A 17,133-nucleotide genomic window follows, 5' to 3' on the forward strand; every position below is an offset into this window, starting at 1 on the left:
CGCCCATGACCATTTCCAATTCCGTGCCGATCACCCCCGAGCTCATTGCCTCACACGGGCTCAAGCCCGACGAGTATCAGCGCATCCTCGATCTTGTCGGGCGCGAGCCGAGCTTCACCGAACTCGGCATTTTCTCGGCGATGTGGAATGAGCACTGCTCCTACAAATCCTCGAAGAAGTGGCTGCGCACGCTGCCGACCACCGGACCGCAAGTCATCCAGGGGCCGGGCGAGAATGCCGGCGTGGTCGACATCGGCGATGGCGACTGCGTCGTCTTCAAGATGGAGAGCCACAACCACCCGTCCTACATCGAGCCCTACCAGGGTGCGGCGACCGGTGTCGGCGGCATATTGCGCGACGTCTTCACCATGGGCGCGCGGCCGATCGCGGCGATGAATGCGCTGCGCTTCGGCTCGCCTGACCATCCCAAGACCCGGCATCTCGTTTCAGGCGTGGTTTCCGGCGTCGGCGGCTATGGCAACGCCTTCGGCGTGCCGACAGTCGGCGGCGAGGTCAATTTCGACGCCCGCTACAATGGCAACATCCTGGTCAACGCCTTTGCGGCCGGCCTTGCCAAGACCGATGCGATCTTCCTGTCCGAAGCCAAGGGCGTCGGCCTGCCGGTCGTCTATCTCGGCGCCAAGACCGGCCGCGACGGCGTCGGCGGCGCCACCATGGCTTCGGCCGAATTCGACGACAAGATCGATGAGAAGCGCCCGACGGTGCAGGTCGGCGATCCCTTCACCGAAAAGTGCCTGCTGGAAGCCAGCCTCGAACTGATGGCCTCGGGCGCCGTCATCGCCATCCAGGACATGGGTGCGGCCGGCCTCACCTGCTCGGCGGTCGAAATGGGCGCCAAGGGCGACCTCGGCATCGAGCTCTATCTCGACAAGGTGCCGGTGCGCGAAGAGCGCATGAGCGCCTACGAGATGATGCTGTCGGAAAGCCAGGAGCGCATGCTGATGGTGCTGCGCCCGGAAAAGGAAAAGGAAGCCGAGGCGATCTTCCACAAATGGGGGCTCGACTTCGCCATCGTCGGCAAGACCACCGACGATCTGCGCTTCCGCGTGCTGCACCAGGGCGACGAGGTCGCCAATCTGCCGATCAAGGATCTTGGCGACAAGGCTCCGGAATATGATCGGCCGTGGACCGAACAGAAGAAGCCGGCGCCGCTGGCCGCCGATGACATTCCGCAAGCCGACGTTGCCGATGCGCTGCTGAAGCTGCTCGGCGGGCCCGACCTGTCTTCGCGCCGCTGGGTGTGGGAACAGTATGACACGTTGATCCAGGGCAATTCGCTGCAGCTTCCCGGCGGCGATGCCGGTGTGGTGCGGGTGGAAGGCCATGCCACCAAGGCGCTCGCCTTCTCCTCCGACGTAACGCCGCGCTATTGCGAGGCTGACCCCTATGAGGGCGGCAAGCAGGCGGTGGCCGAATGCTGGCGCAATCTCACCGCCACCGGCGCGCTGCCGCTGGCCGCCACCGACAACCTCAATTTCGGCAACCCGGAACGGCCCGAGATCATGGGCCAGCTGGTCGGCGCGGTGAAAGGCATAGGCGACGCCTGCCGTGCGCTCGGATTCCCGATCGTCTCCGGCAATGTCTCGCTCTACAACGAGACCAACGGCCAGGGCATCCTGCCAACCCCGACCATCGGCGGCGTCGGGCTGATCGCCGATTGGTCGAAGATGGTGCGGATCGGCTTTGCGGCCGAGGGCCAGATGATCCTGCTGGTCGGCGCGCCGGCGTCCTGGGGAACGCATCTTGGCCAATCGGTCTATTTCAGGGACATCCACGGCCGCACGGACGGCCCGCCGCCGCCGGTAGACCTCGATCACGAAAAGCGCGTCGGCGACCATGTGCGCGCGCTCATCGCATCCGGTGTCGTCACGGCGGCGCATGACGTTTCCGATGGCGGCGTCGCCGTTGCGCTTGCCGAAATGGCGATGGCGTCCGGCATCGGCGCCACCGTTCCCGGGCTTGTCGGCACCGACCCGATCCCGGTCTGGTTCGGCGAGGACCAGGGCCGTTATCTCCTGACGTTGTCGATCGATCCGCATGGTGACGAATGGGACGCCATTCGCAAGCAGCAGGGCGAGCTTGGCATCTTCGCGCCGTGGATCGGCTCCACAGGTGGCAGCGGGCTGAAGCTTGGTGACGCCAGGGCAATCCCGGTCAGCGAATTGAGCGGAGCCCACGAAGGCTGGTTCCCGCGCTTTATGGACCAGGCCAGTTGACGAGAGCATGATCCCGAAAAGTGGGAACGGTTTTTCGGGAAACTCATGATCAATCACAGGAAACTGGCTGCCCGGGCGCTGCTTGCAGTCGTCTTCTGGCCGTCACTGTTCTTCTTCTGGTTCCTGGGACCGTTCGTCTTTTTCCTGCTGTCGACAACCTCAAGCGAGGTGTGCATGCGGCTGGAAACGCGTGCGGGGTTTCTTGCCGCGGCCAACGGCGCCATCCCGATGCTGGCGCTGCAGAACCTCCTCTATGCAATTCCGATCATCTGTCTGGTGCTTTGGGGCCGCCTTGCGCCGGATCCGGCACGGGCAAGGCATATCGTCACCTGCATCAAGCTTTTTGCCAGCACGGTGATCGTCGGCGCGTTATGGGAGTACGGCTCGTCGCTCATCTGCGACGGCTATGGCCAGGGGTTCTTCTCGCCAGCTTGGCAAATGACGAGCTATCTTCCCATTGTCAGCCTCGTGCTCAACGTGCCGCTCTATGTACTGGCCTTCAGCCTTGGCCGTGCTTTCTCAACACGTGACGACGTTGCCGAGGATGAAGCAAGCCCCCCGGCCTAGTCTTTCTCTGAAGCCGTCTTGTCCTTGGCGGGACAGAACGGCTTCAATCCGGACCGGAAAGGCTTTAGGCTCGCCCGACTCTCATCTTATGGCCTGACACCGGCCGCTCGAAACAGGATTTTGCCATGGCAATGGATGCCCACGACATCGAAAAACTGATCAAGGACGGCATCCCGGACGCCAAGGTGACGATCCGCGATCTCGCCGGCGACGGCGACCACTATGCGGCCGAGGTGGTGGCCGAGAGCTTTCGGGGGAAAAGCCGCGTGCAGCAGCACCAGATGGTCTATGACGCGCTGAAAGGAAATATGGGCGGCGTGCTGCACGCACTCGCCTTGCAGACGAGCGTTCCGGACTGACCCTTAGCGCTTGGCCCAACACGGCCCATCCTTTGCGCCATTTCAGCCGCGGCGCGGCTAACGTCTTGTTTCGAGCAATCGTTGGGTTTATTTGAAGGGTATGTTTCGAGCCTGACTCCCACAGGCGGGAAAGGATATTCCATGAGCGGCATCAACGACTACATCGACAATGAAGTGAAGGGCAACGACGTCGTCCTTTTCATGAAGGGCACGCCCGGTTTCCCCCAATGCGGATTTTCCGGCCAGGTTGTCCAGATCCTCGACTATATCGGCGCCGACTACAAAGGCGTGAACGTTCTGGACTCAGCCGAACTGCGCCAGGGCATCAAGGAATACTCCAACTGGCCGACGATCCCTCAGCTCTACGTCAAGGGCGAATTCGTCGGCGGCTGCGATATCATCCGCGAGATGTTCCAGGCTGGTGAGTTGCAGACATTCCTCGTCGAGAAGGGCGTCAGCGTCAAAGGCGCAGCCTGATTTCTGTTTTGTGCATGCTGCTATCCGAAGGTTGATTTTTGATTTTCGGGGTCATGCACCAAGGCGTCGGGGGCACCTCGGCAATTTTCATGTCCTGAATCCAGGACCAAGACGAGCCAATGCGCCGGCCCGCCGGCGCATTTTCGTTTGAAAGATCGGACTTGCCGTGGACCAGCCAAAACCAGCGCCGCAATCGGCAAGCAAACTGCCCATTCCGCGCTGGGAGTTCATCGCTCTTTGCGCGGCGCTGATGGCGCTGAACTCGCTGGCCATCGATATCATGCTGCCGGCGCTGCAGCAGATCGGCGCCTCGCTCGGCGTCGAAAATGAAAACCACAGGCAGTACGTCATAACCGCCTACATTCTGGGCTTCGGCGGCGGACAGCTGTTCTTCGGGCCGATCTCGGATCGCTTCGGGCGTCGTGCACCGCTGGTGGCCGGGCTGGTGATCTACGTCGCCGCGGCCGCGGCGGCCGCTATTGCACCAAGCTTTGAAACACTTCTGCTGTGCCGGGCCGTGCAAGGTATCGGTGCGGCCGCCACCCGCGTCATCGCCGTCTCGATCGTGCGCGATACGTTCGACGGCCGGCGCATGGCCGAGGTGATGTCGCTGATCTTCATGGTGTTTATGGCGATACCGGTCATTGCTCCCGGCATCGGCCAGTTCATCATGCTGTTTGCGACCTGGCATTGGATCTTCGTCACCATGGCCGTCGGTGCGCTCTTCGTCTCGGCCTGGTCGCTGCTGCGCCTTCCTGAAACGCTGCATCCCGAACATCGCCGGCCGCTGACGCTCAACTCCATTGTCGGCGGTTTTCGCATCGTTCTCACCAACCGCATTGCGATCTGCTATGCCTTCGCCAGCACCTTCATTTTCGGCGCCATGTTCGGCTTCATCGCCTCGGCGCAGCAGATCTATGTCGACATCTTCCATGTCGGCGAGATGTTCCCGGTCATCTTCGCAGGCGTCGCGGGCGTGCTCGCCTTCTCCAATTTTCTGAACTCGCGTCTTGTCGGCCGCATCGGCATGCGCCGCTTGTCGCAGAGCGCGCTGCTGCTGTTCCTGGTCATCAGCCTTGCCTGGCTGGTCGTTTCGCTGGAAATGAAGATGCCGCTCTGGCTGTTCATCACCTTCTTTGCCTGCGCCATGCTTCCGTTCGGTGCGCTGGGCGCGAACTTCAACGCGCTGGCCATGGAGCCGCTCGGGCAACTGGCCGGCACGGCGTCGTCGATCCTCGGTTTCATGCAGACGTTTCTCGGCGGCATTCTCGGCACGCTGATTGGCCAGGCCTTCAATGGCACGGTGACGCCGCTGGCCGCCGGCTTCTGCAGCGTGTCGATCGCGGCGCTGCTGATGATCTTCATCGCCGAGCGCGGCAAGATGTTCCAGCCGCAGAACCCACCCGTTTCAGGGCATATCACCGACTTGCATTAGGACGCACCTTCAACAGTTGCCGTGAATCGAGGGGCAAGCATGCGCCCCGCGATTGCTCCACCCATGCTGTCCGAAAAGGGCAATGGCAGAGCTTCATCGAGTGCCTTGAGGATTGAGGCCACGAAGGCCCGGCTGCGCTGGGCATCGGTTCCCAGATCGGCATATGTGGCGCGAGGCTTGCCGATCAGTGTGCCGTTGCGGCGAAGCGAGAACCGCAGTGTCAGGGACATGCCCGCGGTTCCGGGTGGCGGCTTCCAGCAGGCATAGATAGCGTCCGACATCTCCTCTATCGTATCGACGCGATCGGAACTGCGACAACTGCGCTCTTGCGATCTTGCTTCCTGGGAACTGGTAGACAGAGCGGCGGCAAGAGCCGCGGCGACAAATGCGAACCGAGGTTTCATTCGAGAGCCTCCGGATTTGCGTGAACCGCTCCTTCGGCTAACGCAGCAATTAATCCTGTGCCGCCCAGAGCTCGCGGCGCAATTCGTGCCAGCTTTCCTGGTCTGGCGCGACAAGCAGGCCGCCGCCGAGATGCGAGGGCAGATAGGTGCTACCGTCGAAGCGCGCCGCGTAGCCGCCGGCCTCGGCATGGATCAGCACGCCGGCCAGATGGTCCCACGGCATCAGCTTGTTGTAGACGACGAAGTGGGCATGGCCGCTCGCCAGCAGGCGGTATTCGTGCGCGGCGCAGCGATAGGCGAATTGCGACAGGATCTTGGTCTGGTTGCGCGCCAGCCGCGACCGCTCCGGCTCGGCCATATATTGCCAGGAGACGGAGCCGGTCATTTTCGAGATCGGCGCGGATGCCGCGACATGCACCTTCTCCAGGCTGCCATGCGCATGCCGGATATGGCTGCCGGCGCCCCTGGCGCCGATCAGCCAGTCCTTGCCGACGGGATCGTGGATGATGCCGGCAACCGTCTCGCCCTTGACCACGACCGCCAGCATGACGCCGAACAGCGGCACGCCGGAGGCGAAGTTGAAAGTGCCGTCGACCGGATCGATGACGAAGGCCAGATCCGCGTCGCCCAAGCCATCGAGCAGCGCTGGATTGTCGGAACAGGCCTCCTCGCCGACGACCATCGCTGAGGGGTAACGCTCGCGCAGCCGCGCGGTGATGAGCCGCTCGGCATTGACGTCGGCCTCGGTCACCAGGTCGGCGGCCGAGGTCTTCTGCCTGATGTCGCCGTCGCCCAGCCGGCGAAAGCGCGGCATGATCTCGGCTTTTGCGGCGTCGGACAGAAGGCCAGCGAGCCAGTCGATCGCAGTGTCGTCAAATGTCATCGGGAACGTCTTGCATGGCTGTGAGGGTTTCATTGAGGGCGGCGAAATCGAACAGCTTTCGGTCGAGCAGATGCGATGGCCTGCTGTTCGACAGCGCGCGCAGCATCGTATCCTTGCGGCCCGGCATACGCTTTTCCAGGTCCTCGAGCATCGCCTTCATGGCGTTGCGCTGAAGACCTTCCTGGCTGCCGCAGAGATCGCAGGGAATGATCGGGAATTGCATGGCGGCGGCGAATCTTTCCAGATCGGCCTCGGCGCAGTAGCTCAATGGCCGCAGCACCATGACGTCGCCTTCGTCGTTGAGCAGTTTTGGCGGCATGGCGGCGAGACGGCCGCCATGGAAGAGGTTCATGAAGAAGGTTTCGAGAATGTCCTCACGATGGTGGCCGAGCACCAGCGCCGAGCACCCCTCCTCGCGTGCAATGCGGTAGAGATGGCCCCGCCTGAGGCGCGAGCAGAGCGAGCAGTAGGTGCTGCCCGCAGGCAGCTTGTCGGTGACGACGGAATAGGTGTCCTGATACTCGATGCGATGCGGGATGGCGTATCTGTCGAGATAGTCCGGCAGGATATGTTTGGGGAAATTCGGCTGGCCCTGGTCGAGATTGCAGGCCAGCAGGTCGACCGGCAAGAGCCCGCGCCATTTGAGGTCGAGCAGCACCGCGAGCAGGCCGTAGGAATCCTTGCCGCCCGAGAGCGCTACGAGCCAGCGCTGGCCGGGCTTGACCATCGAGAAATCCTCGATCGCCTGTCGGGTCAGCCGCAGCAGCCGCTTGCGCAATTTGTTGAACTCGACCGAGGACGGCACGTCGGCGAACAGCGGGTGGAAGCCGCCTTCGCTGTCGGCGATCGGTTCGAGCGTTTCAATGTCTGGAAGCATGTTCATGGCATGTCGCTTTCAGTGGCCCAGAGCGCCGGATTAGCGGACATGACCGACAAAGAAAAGGCCGCCTCGACGGGCGGCCTTCGCAGGATGTCTCAGAATGCGCTCGTTTAGCGCGAATAGAATTCGACGACCAGGTTCGGTTCCATCTGGACGGCGAACGGAACGTCCGCCAGGCCGGGGATGCGCGAGAAGGTCGCGACCATCTTGTTGTGATCGGCTTCAATGTAGTCCGGCACGTCGCGCTCGGCGAGACCGACCGCTTCCAGAACGATGACCAGTTGCTTCGACTTTTCGCGCACTTCGACGACATCGCCCGGCTTGCAGCGATACGAGCCGATATTGACACGCTTGCCGTTGACGTTGACGTGGCCGTGGTTGACGAACTGACGGGCGGCGAAAATGGTCGGCACGAATTTGGCGCGGTAGACGACCGCGTCGAGACGCGATTCGAGCAGGCCGATCAGGTTCTCCGAGGTGTCGCCCTTGCGGCGGTCAGCCTCTTCATAAACCTTGCGGAACTGCTTTTCCGAAACGTCGCCATAGTGACCCTTCAGCTTCTGCTTGGCGCGCAGCTGCAGGCCGAAATCGGAAAGCTTGCCCTTGCGGCGCTGGCCATGCTGGCCGGGACCGTATTCACGCTTGTTGACCGGGGACTTCGGGCGGCCCCAGATGTTTTCGCCGAGACGGCGGTCGATCTTGTACTTCGCGGATTCGCGCTTGCTCATCGCATTCCCTTTTCAAAACAATACACCCGGAACCTCATGGTCCGGGTGAAGGAAACGCGCCCTCCTCTGGCCTCCGTTTTCGAGACCTGACAGGGTTTTCCCACGCAACGCGGCGGAAAACCCACGGGACACGTCAGTTCAAACAAGATAGTAGAATTGGAATTCCACGCATCTTGCGCACATAAAGAAAACCACCGGGCATTGCGGCCCGGTGTTGGCGCGCTGATTAAACGGAGATTTAACCGGTGTCAAGCTTGCGGCTGGCGTAGGCCGTGGCGACGATATAGCGTCTCTGGGTTGAGTACAGTGCCGGATGTGGCGGGAGGTTGCGCCAGCGGCATCAGGAAGGGACCGGAGCAGAGGAGCTACATTCGCATGAAGAAATTCTTCCTTACCCTGACAGGAGCCGCTGTGTTGGCGGGATCCATGGCGGTCCTGACACCGCAGCCGGCGGAGGCCAGGCATTGGCACGGACACCGACATCACCAGGCTTGTCGCATCGTGGTCAAGAAGAAGGTTATCTGGCGGCACGGCCACAAGAAGGTCATACGCTACAAGATCAAGCAGTGCAGAGGGCGCTGGTAGGCTCCTACCGGTCTCAGGCGGCCGACATCATTTCAAAGCCCGCGGTTTTGGCCGCGGGCTCTTTGATTCCGGATGCTTAACCCTCAGTCTTTCGACTTCTTCTCCGGCAGGCCCTTGCGCTTCGTCTCGGCGAATTCCTCGAGCTGCTTTTCGCTCATCGATTCGTACATTCCCTTGGAAGCGCCCTGGAGTTCGCTCTTCTTGGTCTCGCCGCGCTTGGCCGACAGAGCCGCGCCGGCGGCTTTCTGCTGGGCTTTCGAGGTGGCTGGCATCGTGCTTCTCCTTTGCTGTCACGAGAAACGCCGCGCTTCCACGGTAGTTCCGTGGCCGGCGGCTCAGCTTGGTGCTAACCATCAGGCGATCGGTTTTGGCGATTTTCGTTGGCGACCTTCCCGTGTCCGGGGCGCCAGTATAGGACGGCGGCATGAAATCACTGACCGATCCCTCCCAAGCGCTCTCCACCGGCCTGGCTAAAATCCGAACCGAATTCCGCGTGCCGGATGGATTTCCGGCAGCCGTAATGGCGGCCGCGGAGGCGGCGGCCAAACGTGTGCCCAGCCAGCATGCCGATCGAACGGCGATGCCCTTCGTCACGCTCGATCCGGCTGCTTCCACCGATCTTGATCAGGCGTTTTCAATCGAAGCGAGCGGCAGCGATCTTCTGCTGCATTATGCCATTGCCGACGTAGCCTGGTTCGTCGAGGACGGCGACGCGATCGATCTCGAGGCCTGGACGCGGGGCGAGACGCTTTACTTGCCGGACGGCAAGGCCGGTCTCTACCCGCCGGCACTTGCCGAAGGTGCGGCGAGCCTGTTGCCGGATGGACCGCGTCCAGCGGTCATCTTCACCGTTCGGGTCGCCGGGGACGGTCTGGTGAAATTGGACGGCGCGGAGCGGGCAATCATTCAAAGCCGCGCGAAGCTTGCCTACGACAGCGTGCGGGCCTCCGATGTCCCGGCCGACTTCGCCGAAATGGCGCGGCGCATGGCTATGAACGAAAAGGGTCGTGGCGCGTCCCGCGTCGACCCGCCCGAGCAGGAGGTGGAAAGGCTGGCCGATGGCACATTCCGGCTTTCGTTCAGACCGCTGCTGCAATCCGAGCAAGACAACGCCGCGCTTTCGCTGGCTGCCAACATGGCGATTGCCGACGCCATGCTTGCGCATCATACCGGGTTGTTCCGTGTGATGTCGGAGCCAGATGCGTTCAAGGTGCAAAGACTGCGCAACGCGGCACAGGCTCTGCGACTGTCTTGGCCGACCTCCACCAGCTTGCGCGACTATCAGCGGACCCTTGACCCGGCCGATCCGCAACAGGCGGCGCTGATGCTGGAAATCCGCCATGCAAGCCCTGGCGCATCTTACCAACCCTACAAAGAAGGGGTTGTCCCCTGGCATGAGGCGATGGCTGCGACCTATGCTCATGCAACCGCGCCGCTCAGGCGACTGGCCGATCGCTACGTCGTGCGCTGCGCGCTGGCTATCGCCAACGGCCAGCCCGTGCCGCAGGCCGTCACCGATGCATTCACTGGATTGCCGAAGGTGATGGGACGTGCAGATAGCCGCGCGTCGCAGATCAACCATGCGGCCATCGACCTTGCCGAGGCGGTCATGCTCAGGGGACGCGAGGGAGAGACGTTCAAGGCCGTCGTGACCGACGTCAACCATGGCGTGCGCGTCCAGCTTGCCGATATGCCTGTCGTGGCCAATTTGAAGGCCGACGGGCTCGAACAGGGTGATGGCCTGACGCTAAGGTTGGTCTCGGCCGATCCGGATCAACGCAGCATCGTATTCGAACCTGCCTGAACGGCAGACGTTCCGGTCACGGCCTAGCGCACGACCAGTCCAAAGCCTTGCATCAGCCGGCTGGTAGCGAAGTCCACCTTGCCGGAGGTGAAGACGGCGATGTCTGGCTCGCCCATCGGCAGTGGTCCATCGACCGGCGCCAGCAGCGACATGGCGCGACGGGCGATCGCTTCGGCCGGGTCGATCCAGTCGACTGGCCAGGGCGCGGTCTTGCGCATGCGATTGGCCAGGAACGGATAATGGGTGCAGCCGAGCACCACGATGTCGGTGCGGGCGCCGTCTTTCTCGACAAAGCATGGCGCGATCTCCTCGCGCACGATCTCCTCGTCAACGAACCCCTGGCGCATGTAGATCTCGGCCAGCGGCGCCAGCCTGTCCGAGCCGACCAGCCGCACGTGGCATTTCTGCGCCCATTTGCTGATCAGGTCGCGCGTGTATTGACGCTTGACCGTGCCGGGCGTTGCCAGCACCGAGACGAGCCCGGAGCGGGTGCGTTCCGCCGCCGGCTTGATCGCCGGCACCGTGCCGACAAAGGGATGACCGGGGAATTTCTGGCGCAGCGCGTCAATCACCAGCGTCGACGCCGTGTTGCAGGGAATGACCGAAATCTCGGGCCGGAACTTCTCCAGCAGCATGCCGAACAGGCCAAGGATATGGGCGTTAAGGGCCGGCTCCTCCCAGGCGCCATAGGGGAAAGCGGCATCGTCGGCGACATAGACAAAGCGGCGGTCGGGCATCAGCACGCGCGCCTCGCGCAGCACGGTAAGCCCGCCGATACCCGAATCGAACATCAGGATCGGCCGCTCAGTCATTGTCGGTGCCCTTGCCGCCCAACGGCGGTATGTCATCGTCCTTGCCGGTGTCGGCAAGGCGCGCCGCTTCCGCCTTGCGGGCACGCGCGGCGGCCGCGGGCAAGCGCCGTGGGTCGTCGCCAGGGGACCCGTCGCCGCGCGGCATCGCCGGCGAAAACCTGTCGAGCGACGAGATGATGCCGCGCAGCACCTTCAGCTCCGGTTCGGCAAAACCGGCGCGCGTCAGTACCGCACGCAGATTGTCGATCATTTTCGGCTTCTTCGGTGCAGGCCGGAAATAGCCGCGCGCTTCCAGTGCGCCTTCCAGATAGGCGAACAGGCCGTGCAATTCTTCCTTGCTTGCCGGTTTCATGTCCGGGCCGGAAAAATTGGTCTTGGTCTCGTCTTCCAGGCCGGACTTCATCCATTCGTAGGACATCAGCAGCGCTGCCTGGGCAATGTTGAGCGAGGAGAAATCGGGATCAACCGGGAAAGTGACGATCTCGTCGGCAAGGCCGACCTCGTCATTGTAGAGGCCGAAGCGTTCGCGTCCGAACAGGATGCCGGTGCGCTGGCCCATCACGTGGCGCGCCCGCAGCAGCCTGCCCGCCTCCACCGGCCCGCGCACGGATTTGAAGCCGTCGCGCTGCCTGGCCGTGGTGGCGAAGACGAAGTTCAGGTCGGCGAGCGCCGAGGCCAGATCGTCGAAGACGGTGACAGCGTCGATGACATGATCGGCGCGGCTGGCCGCCGCGCGTGCCTTCTCGCTCGGCCAACCATCACGCGGGTTGACCAGGCGCAGCTCCGACAGACCGAAATTGGCCATGGCGCGCGCGACCATGCCGATGTTCTCGCCAAGCTGAGGCTCGACGAGGATGATCGCCGGGCCGGCGACTGCAATGCTATCGGGATCTTTGATGACGGGCATGATTGTCAATGAACTGCTGTTTGCGGCATTTCAGCGTCCCTGCCATATTCGGCCGGGAAAATGAAGCATTCGCAAATGACGACGGCTCTGGCCTCCAATTCGTGACCGATCGCCGTTTGCGTGGCCAAAAGCGCTTTGATATACGGGCGACATCTCCCGGCCCAACGCCACGCGGGCAAGGCCGTCCCATATCCCAGCAACGAGGCATTCTTTCCATGGCGAAGATCAAGGTGGCGAACCCGGTCGTCGAACTCGACGGCGACGAGATGACCCGCATCATCTGGCAGTTCATCAAGGACAAGCTGATCCATCCTTATCTCGACCTCAAGCTTGAATATTACGACCTCGGCATCGAGCATCGCGACGCCACCAACGACCAGGTGACCATCGATTCGGCCAACGCCATCAAGAAACACGGCGTTGGCGTGAAATGCGCGACGATCACCCCCGACGAACAGCGCGTCGAGGAGTTCAAGCTGAAGAAGATGTGGAAGTCGCCGAACGGCACCATCCGCAACATCCTCGGCGGCACCATCTTCCGCGAGCCGATCATCATGAAGAACGTGCCGCGCCTGGTGCCCGGCTGGACCAAGCCGATCATCGTCGGCCGCCATGCTTTCGGCGACCAGTACCGCGCCACCGATTTCCGCTTCCCCGGCAAGGGCAAGCTGACCATCAAGTTCGTCGGCGAGGACGGCCAGGTGATCGAGCACGATGTATACGACGCGCCCGGCGCCGGTGTCGCCATGGCCATGTACAATCTCGACGAGTCGATCCGCGAGTTCGCCCGCGCCTCGCTGAACTACGGCTTGCTGCGCAACTACCCGGTCTATCTGTCGACCAAGAACACGATCCTCAAGGCCTATGACGGCCGCTTCAAGGACATCTTCCAGGAGGTCTACGAGGCTGAATTCGAGGCCGAGTTCAAGTCGAAGAAGCTGTGGTACGAGCACCGCCTGATCGACGACATGGTGGCCTCCGCCCTGAAATGGTCGGGCGGCTATGTCTGGGCCTGCAAGAACTATGATGGTGACGTGCAGTCCGACACGGTCGCGCAAGGTTTCGGCTCACTCGGCCTGATGACCTCGGTGCTGATGACGCCGGACGGCAAGACCGTGGAAGCGGAAGCCGCGCACGGGACCGTCACCCGCCACTACCGCCAGCATCAGAAGGGCGAGGAAACCTCGACCAATTCGATCGCCTCGATCTTCGCCTGGACGCGTGGCCTCACCCATCGCGCCAAGCTCGACGACAATGCCGAGCTGAAGCGCTTTGCCGAGACGCTGGAAAAAGTCTGCATCCAGACGGTCGAGTCCGGCTTCATGACCAAGGACCTGTCGCTCTTGATCGGCCCCGACCAGCCCTGGCTGTCGACCACCGGTTTCCTCGACAAGATCGACGAGAACCTGCAGAAGGCGATGGCGTAAGCCGGAAGCCCATGGCCAAGCCGGTCGTCTACGGGGCGGACTACAGCGTCTATGTACGCATCGTCCGCCTCGTACTCGCGGAAAAAGGCATCGACTACGAGCTTGTGCCGGTCGATGTCTTTGCCGCCGAGGGCGTTCCCGCCTGGTATTTCGAGCATCATCCGTTCGGCCGCATCCCGGCCTTCTGTTATGACGGGTTTCGCCTCTTCGAGACGAGCGCGATTGCGCGCTATGTCGATGAGGGCTTTGACGGCCCTGCCCTACAGCCGTCGGATCCGCGCGCCCGCGCAACCATGAACCAGATCATCGGCATGCTCGACGCCTATGGCTACCGCGCGATGGTCTGGGATGTCGCGGTGGAGCGGCTGGAAAAGGCTGAGCCGGATGAGGAATTGATCGCCGGCGGCCTTGCTCAGGCTGAGACGGTGCTGAAAATGCTGACCTCACTGAAGGCAGAGGGACCATGGTTGCTCGGCGAGCAACTGACACTGGCCGACCTGCACGCCGCGCCGATCATCGCCTATTTCGTCAAGGTCAGCGAGGGGCAAAAGGTGCTGGCCGAGTTCCCTGATATCCGGGATTGGTATGCGCGCATTGCGGCTCGGCCGGGCTTCGTGCGGACTGAAAAAGTCGGCTGACAAGAGACGTCCGCGGGACAGCGCCCCCTCTGTCCTGCCGGACATCTCCCCCACGAGTGGGGAGATTGGCAGCGTCCGCTGAGGCGCCTGTTCCGGCGCGGTTTTATTTCGACGTGGGAGATTGGCAAAAGCCGACGCGACGTCCGATCTCCCCACTCGTGGGGGAGATGTCCGGCAGGACAGAGGGGGGCGCTGTCCCTCCAACCGTTGCTATAAATTCAGCCCAATAGCCTACGCCGCTTCGAGTGCCGCCCTCACCGCCGCAATCGCATCATCGGCCTTGGATGCGTCGGGGCCGCCGGCCTGGGCCATGTCGGGCCGCCCGCCGCCGCCCTGCCCGCCCAATGCGGCGGAGGCCACACGGACAAGGTCGACGGCGCTGAAGCGGCCGATGAGGTCGTCGGTGACGGCCACCACGACGCTTGCCTTGTTGTCTTCGCCGGCGCCGACGAAGACGACGACGCCGGAGCCGAGCGAGCTCTTGCCGGCATCGGCCAGCGGCTTCAAATCCTTCGGCGAGACACCGGAGACCGTCTTGCCGAGGAAGCCGATACCGGCGACCGTCTCATTGGCGGCTGGAGCATCGGCTGACGATCCCCCGCCCAGCGCCAGCTTCTTGCGCGCTTCGGTCAGTTCCTTCTCGAGCTTCTTGCGCTCTTCGAGCAGCGTCTCGACGCGCGCCGGCACATCGGCCGGCGAAATCTTCAACACGGCTGCCGTCGCCTTCAGACGCCTATCCTGCTCGTCGAGATATTTTCGCGCGGCCTCGCCGGTCAGCGCCTCGATGCGGCGCACGCCGGCGGCGACCGCGCTGTCCGATACGACACGCACCAGGCCGATGTCGCCGGTCGCCCGGACATGCGTGCCACCGCAAAGCTCGACCGAATAGGGCCGGTTGGCCTTGGCGCCATGCACGCCGGTGCCCATCGACACGACGCGCACCTCGTCGCCATATTTCTCGCCGAACAGGGCCATGGCGCCTTCGGCAATGGCATCGTCGACCGACATCAGCCGCGTGGACACCGGGCTATTCTGGACGACGATCTCGTTGGCCATGCGCTCGACCTCTTCGATATCCTCTGACGAAATGGGCTTGTTGTGCGAGATGTCGAAGCGCAGGCGCTCGGGCGCGACCAGCGAGCCCTTCTGCGCGACATGGCTGCCCAGCACCTCGCGCAGCGCCTCATGGATAAGATGCGTCGCGGAATGGTTGGCGCGCAGCCTCGAGCGTCTGGCGTGGTCGACCTTCAGCTCGACGGCGGCACCGGTCTTGACCGTGCCGCTGGCCACCTTGCCGATATGCACGAACAGCCCGTCGGCCTTTTTCTGCGTATCCGAAACCTCGATCGAAAACCCTTCGCCGGAGATGACACCGGTGTCGCCCATCTGGCCGCCGGACTCGGCATAGAACGGCGTCTGGCTGACGACGATCGCCACCGCGTCGCCCTTGCCGGCGCTGTCGATGGTCTTGCCATCCTTGACAAGCGCCTGGATGATGCCTTCGGCAGCTTCAGTCTCATAGCCGAGGAACTCGGTGGCACCCGCCTTCTCGCGCACCGAGAACCAGATGGTCTCGGTGGCCGCGTCGCCGGAGCCGGCCCAGTGCTTGCGCGCCTCGGCCTTCTGCTGCTCCATGGCGTTGGTGAAGCCGGCGAGATCGACCGAAATGCTGCGCTGGCGCAGTGCGTCCTGCGTCAGGTCGAGCGGGAAGCCATAGGTATCGTAGAGCTTGAAGGCCGTCTCGCCATCCAGCATGTCGCCGGCATGCAGCGTTTCCGTCGCCTCCGAAAGCAGGCCGAGGCCGCGCACCAGCGTCTTGCGGAACCTGGTCTCCTCGAGCTTCAGCGTCTCGGTGATCAACTGTTCGCCGCGCAGCAGCTCCGGATAGGCCTGGCCCATTTCGCGCACCAGCGCCGGTACCAGCTTCCACATCAGCGGTTCGTTGGCGCCGAGCAACTGCGCATGGCGCATGGCGCGGCGCATGATGCGGCGCAGGACATAGCCCCGGCCTTCGTTCGAGGGCAGCACGCCATCAGCGACCAGGAAGGAAGACGAGCGCAGATGATCGGCAATGACGCGGTAGGACGCGACCGTCTCCTTGTCGGGGCCATGCCCGATCGCGGACGAGGCCGCGTCGATCAGGTGACGGAACAGATCAGTCTCGAAGACGCTTTCCACCCCCTGCAGGATGGACGCCATGCGCTCCAGGCCCATGCCGGTGTCGATCGAGGGGCGCGGCAGGTCGATGCGCTCCTCCTTCGTCACCTGTTCATACTGCATGAACACCAAGTTCCAGAATTCGAGGAAACGGTCGCCATCCTCCTCCGGACTGCCGGGAGGGCCGCCCCAGATGTGCTCGCCGCGGTCGATGAAGATTTCCGAGCACGGCCCGCACGGGCCGGTATCGCCCATCGCCCAGAAATTGTCCGAGGTCGCGATGCGAATGATGCGGTCGTCGGAAAACCCGGCGATCTTCTTCCAGAAGCCGGCCGCCTCGTCATCCGTGTGATAGACGGTGACCAGCAGCTTGTCCTTGTTCAGCCCGAATTCCCTGGTGATCAGGTTCCAGGCAAGCTCGATGGCGCGCTCCTTGAAATAGTCGCCGAAGGAGAAATTGCCGAGCATCTCGAAGAAGGTCAGATGGCGCGCGGTGTAGCCGACATTATCGAGATCGTTGTGCTTGCCGCCGGCGCGCACGCTCTTCTGGGCGGTCGAAGCGCGCGAATAGGGCCGCTTCTCCAAACCGGTGAAGACGTTCTTGAACTGCACCATGCCGGCGTTGGTGAACATCAGCGTCGGGTCGTTGCGCGGCACCAGCGGGCTCGACGCGACGATCTCGTGACCCTCCTTGCGGAAGTAGTCGAGAAATGTCGACCGGATTTCGTTCACGCCACTCATGAATGCTGCCTTTTCGGAAGAGCCGCCGGCAAACCGGCGGAAATGGGCTCTGCGTTTTAGAAGATTAGGACTTGGCCTTTTAGCCGCCGCGC

17 protein-coding genes are annotated in these 17,133 nt (G+C 62.9%); 9 read left to right on the forward strand and 8 right to left on the reverse strand.

What is annotated here, in order from left to right; genetic code table 11:
- Positions 1-5: 5 nt before the first annotated feature.
- The 5 genes from purL to MESCI2_RS0113000 all read left to right on the forward strand — a co-directional run bounded on the left by purL (position 6) and on the right by MESCI2_RS0113000 (position 5,075).
- Positions 6-2,237: a phosphoribosylformylglycinamidine synthase subunit PurL gene (gene purL, locus MESCI2_RS0112980; protein ID WP_027036980.1), complete on the forward strand. Its 2,232-nt coding sequence runs from the start codon at positions 6-8 to the stop codon at positions 2,235-2,237.
- A gap of 45 nt (positions 2,238-2,282) precedes the next feature.
- Positions 2,283-2,804, forward strand: coding sequence for a hypothetical protein (locus MESCI2_RS0112985; protein ID WP_027036981.1), 522 nt, complete (start codon positions 2,283-2,285; stop codon positions 2,802-2,804).
- A 125-nt stretch (positions 2,805-2,929) separates the two neighbouring features.
- On the forward strand, positions 2,930-3,163 hold the full coding sequence (locus MESCI2_RS0112990; RefSeq protein ID WP_010909092.1) for a BolA/IbaG family iron-sulfur metabolism protein: 234 nt from the start codon (positions 2,930-2,932) through the stop codon (positions 3,161-3,163).
- 141 nt (positions 3,164-3,304) lie between these two features.
- Positions 3,305-3,640, forward strand: coding sequence for a Grx4 family monothiol glutaredoxin (gene grxD / locus MESCI2_RS0112995; RefSeq protein ID WP_006332883.1), 336 nt, complete (start codon positions 3,305-3,307; stop codon positions 3,638-3,640).
- A 166-nt stretch (positions 3,641-3,806) separates the two neighbouring features.
- Positions 3,807-5,075, forward strand: coding sequence for a multidrug effflux MFS transporter (locus tag MESCI2_RS0113000; protein ID WP_081738709.1), 1,269 nt, complete (start codon positions 3,807-3,809; stop codon positions 5,073-5,075).
- Here the strand turns inward: MESCI2_RS0113000 and MESCI2_RS1000000138830 are convergent.
- The 4 genes from MESCI2_RS1000000138830 to rpsD all read right to left on the reverse strand — a co-directional run bounded on the left by MESCI2_RS1000000138830 (position 5,072) and on the right by rpsD (position 7,970).
- Positions 5,072-5,305 carry a hypothetical protein gene (locus tag MESCI2_RS1000000138830; RefSeq protein WP_245270322.1) on the reverse strand — a complete coding sequence of 78 codons (234 nt, stop codon included), beginning with the start codon at positions 5,303-5,305 and terminating at the stop codon, positions 5,072-5,074. The two genes, MESCI2_RS0113000 and MESCI2_RS1000000138830, sit on opposite strands and share 4 nt — an antisense overlap.
- Before the next feature lie 223 nt (positions 5,306-5,528).
- Positions 5,529-6,362, reverse strand: a complete 834-nt coding sequence (locus MESCI2_RS0113010; protein ID WP_027036984.1) for an inositol monophosphatase family protein — start codon at positions 6,360-6,362, stop codon at positions 5,529-5,531.
- The gene (gene ttcA, locus MESCI2_RS0113015) at positions 6,352-7,245 is read right to left on the reverse strand and encodes a tRNA 2-thiocytidine(32) synthetase TtcA (RefSeq protein ID WP_027036985.1); all 894 of its coding nucleotides are present in this window, start codon (positions 7,243-7,245) and stop codon (positions 6,352-6,354) included. The genes MESCI2_RS0113010 and ttcA overlap by 11 nt, the downstream gene beginning before the upstream one ends.
- 107 nt (positions 7,246-7,352) lie before the next feature.
- A complete protein-coding gene (gene rpsD / locus MESCI2_RS0113025) occupies positions 7,353-7,970 on the reverse strand; it encodes a 30S ribosomal protein S4 (RefSeq protein ID WP_023759539.1) in 618 nt (205 codons plus the stop codon).
- A 375-nt stretch (positions 7,971-8,345) separates the two neighbouring features.
- Between rpsD and MESCI2_RS0113030 the strand changes: the two genes are divergently transcribed.
- Positions 8,346-8,555, forward strand: a complete 210-nt coding sequence (locus tag MESCI2_RS0113030) for a hypothetical protein (RefSeq protein ID WP_027036986.1) — start codon at positions 8,346-8,348, stop codon at positions 8,553-8,555.
- Between the two features lie 83 nt (positions 8,556-8,638).
- On the opposite strand, the gene MESCI2_RS0113035 is transcribed toward MESCI2_RS0113030, so the two are convergent.
- Positions 8,639-8,827: a DUF3008 family protein gene (locus MESCI2_RS0113035; protein ID WP_023810328.1), complete on the reverse strand. Its 189-nt coding sequence runs from the start codon at positions 8,825-8,827 to the stop codon at positions 8,639-8,641.
- Positions 8,828-8,979: 152 nt separating this feature from the next.
- Between MESCI2_RS0113035 and MESCI2_RS0113040 the strand changes: the two genes are divergently transcribed.
- A complete protein-coding gene (locus tag MESCI2_RS0113040) occupies positions 8,980-10,359 on the forward strand; it encodes an RNB domain-containing ribonuclease (RefSeq protein ID WP_027036987.1) in 1,380 nt (459 codons plus the stop codon).
- Positions 10,360-10,382: 23 nt separating this feature from the next.
- Here the strand turns inward: MESCI2_RS0113040 and murI are convergent, their stop codons facing one another.
- Both murI and MESCI2_RS0113050 read right to left on the reverse strand, forming a co-directional pair.
- Positions 10,383-11,171, reverse strand: a complete 789-nt coding sequence (gene murI / locus MESCI2_RS0113045) for a glutamate racemase (RefSeq protein ID WP_027036988.1) — start codon at positions 11,169-11,171, stop codon at positions 10,383-10,385.
- Positions 11,164-12,078, reverse strand: coding sequence for an RNA methyltransferase (locus MESCI2_RS0113050; protein WP_027036989.1), 915 nt, complete (start codon positions 12,076-12,078; stop codon positions 11,164-11,166). Before MESCI2_RS0113050 ends, murI begins: the two co-directional genes overlap by 8 nt.
- Before the next feature lie 215 nt (positions 12,079-12,293).
- Here MESCI2_RS0113050 and MESCI2_RS0113055 point away from each other — a divergent pair, with 215 nt between their 5' ends.
- Together MESCI2_RS0113055 and MESCI2_RS0113060 are read left to right on the forward strand one after the other, a co-directional pair.
- Complete coding sequence (locus MESCI2_RS0113055) at positions 12,294-13,505, forward strand: NADP-dependent isocitrate dehydrogenase (RefSeq protein WP_027036990.1); 1,212 nt, start codon at positions 12,294-12,296, stop codon at positions 13,503-13,505.
- Positions 13,506-13,516: 11 nt separating this feature from the next.
- Positions 13,517-14,143 carry a glutathione S-transferase family protein gene (locus MESCI2_RS0113060; RefSeq protein WP_027036991.1) on the forward strand — a complete coding sequence of 209 codons (627 nt, stop codon included), beginning with the start codon at positions 13,517-13,519 and terminating at the stop codon, positions 14,141-14,143.
- 231 nt (positions 14,144-14,374) lie between these two features.
- Here the strand turns inward: MESCI2_RS0113060 and alaS are convergent, their stop codons facing one another.
- The gene (gene alaS / locus MESCI2_RS0113065) at positions 14,375-17,041 is read right to left on the reverse strand and encodes an alanine--tRNA ligase (protein WP_027036992.1); all 2,667 of its coding nucleotides are present in this window, start codon (positions 17,039-17,041) and stop codon (positions 14,375-14,377) included.
- Between the last annotated feature and the right edge of the window lie 92 nt (positions 17,042-17,133).

It is taken from the genome of Mesorhizobium ciceri WSM4083 (assembly GCF_000519305.1).
In the GTDB taxonomy this organism is placed as follows: Bacteria; Pseudomonadota; Alphaproteobacteria; order Rhizobiales; family Rhizobiaceae; genus Mesorhizobium; species Mesorhizobium ciceri_B.

Bases quoted from the DNA above. Each gene is read 5' to 3' on its own strand.
- MESCI2_RS0113010 (WP_027036984.1), bottom strand. From the start codon at position 6,362: ATGACATTTGACGACACTGCGATCGACTGGCTCGCTGGCCTTCTGTCC.
- purL (WP_027036980.1), top strand. From the start codon at position 6: ATGACCATTTCCAATTCCGTGCCGATCACCCCCGAGCTCATTGCCTCA.
- ttcA (WP_027036985.1), bottom strand. From the start codon at position 7,245: ATGAACATGCTTCCAGACATTGAAACGCTCGAACCGATCGCCGACAGC.
- MESCI2_RS0113060 (WP_027036991.1), top strand. From the start codon at position 13,517: ATGGCCAAGCCGGTCGTCTACGGGGCGGACTACAGCGTCTATGTACGC.
- MESCI2_RS1000000138830 (WP_245270322.1), bottom strand. From the start codon at position 5,305: ATGTCCCTGACACTGCGGTTCTCGCTTCGCCGCAACGGCACACTGATC.
- grxD (WP_006332883.1), top strand. From the start codon at position 3,305: ATGAGCGGCATCAACGACTACATCGACAATGAAGTGAAGGGCAACGAC.
- rpsD (WP_023759539.1), bottom strand. From the start codon at position 7,970: ATGAGCAAGCGCGAATCCGCGAAGTACAAGATCGACCGCCGTCTCGGC.
- MESCI2_RS0112985 (WP_027036981.1), top strand. From the start codon at position 2,283: ATGATCAATCACAGGAAACTGGCTGCCCGGGCGCTGCTTGCAGTCGTC.
- MESCI2_RS0113040 (WP_027036987.1), top strand. From the start codon at position 8,980: ATGAAATCACTGACCGATCCCTCCCAAGCGCTCTCCACCGGCCTGGCT.
- murI (WP_027036988.1), bottom strand. From the start codon at position 11,171: ATGACTGAGCGGCCGATCCTGATGTTCGATTCGGGTATCGGCGGGCTT.
- MESCI2_RS0113030 (WP_027036986.1), top strand. From the start codon at position 8,346: ATGAAGAAATTCTTCCTTACCCTGACAGGAGCCGCTGTGTTGGCGGGA.
- MESCI2_RS0113055 (WP_027036990.1), top strand. From the start codon at position 12,294: ATGGCGAAGATCAAGGTGGCGAACCCGGTCGTCGAACTCGACGGCGAC.
- alaS (WP_027036992.1), bottom strand. From the start codon at position 17,041: ATGAGTGGCGTGAACGAAATCCGGTCGACATTTCTCGACTACTTCCGC.
- MESCI2_RS0112990 (WP_010909092.1), top strand. From the start codon at position 2,930: ATGGCAATGGATGCCCACGACATCGAAAAACTGATCAAGGACGGCATC.
- MESCI2_RS0113050 (WP_027036989.1), bottom strand. From the start codon at position 12,078: ATGCCCGTCATCAAAGATCCCGATAGCATTGCAGTCGCCGGCCCGGCG.
- MESCI2_RS0113035 (WP_023810328.1), bottom strand. From the start codon at position 8,827: ATGCCAGCCACCTCGAAAGCCCAGCAGAAAGCCGCCGGCGCGGCTCTG.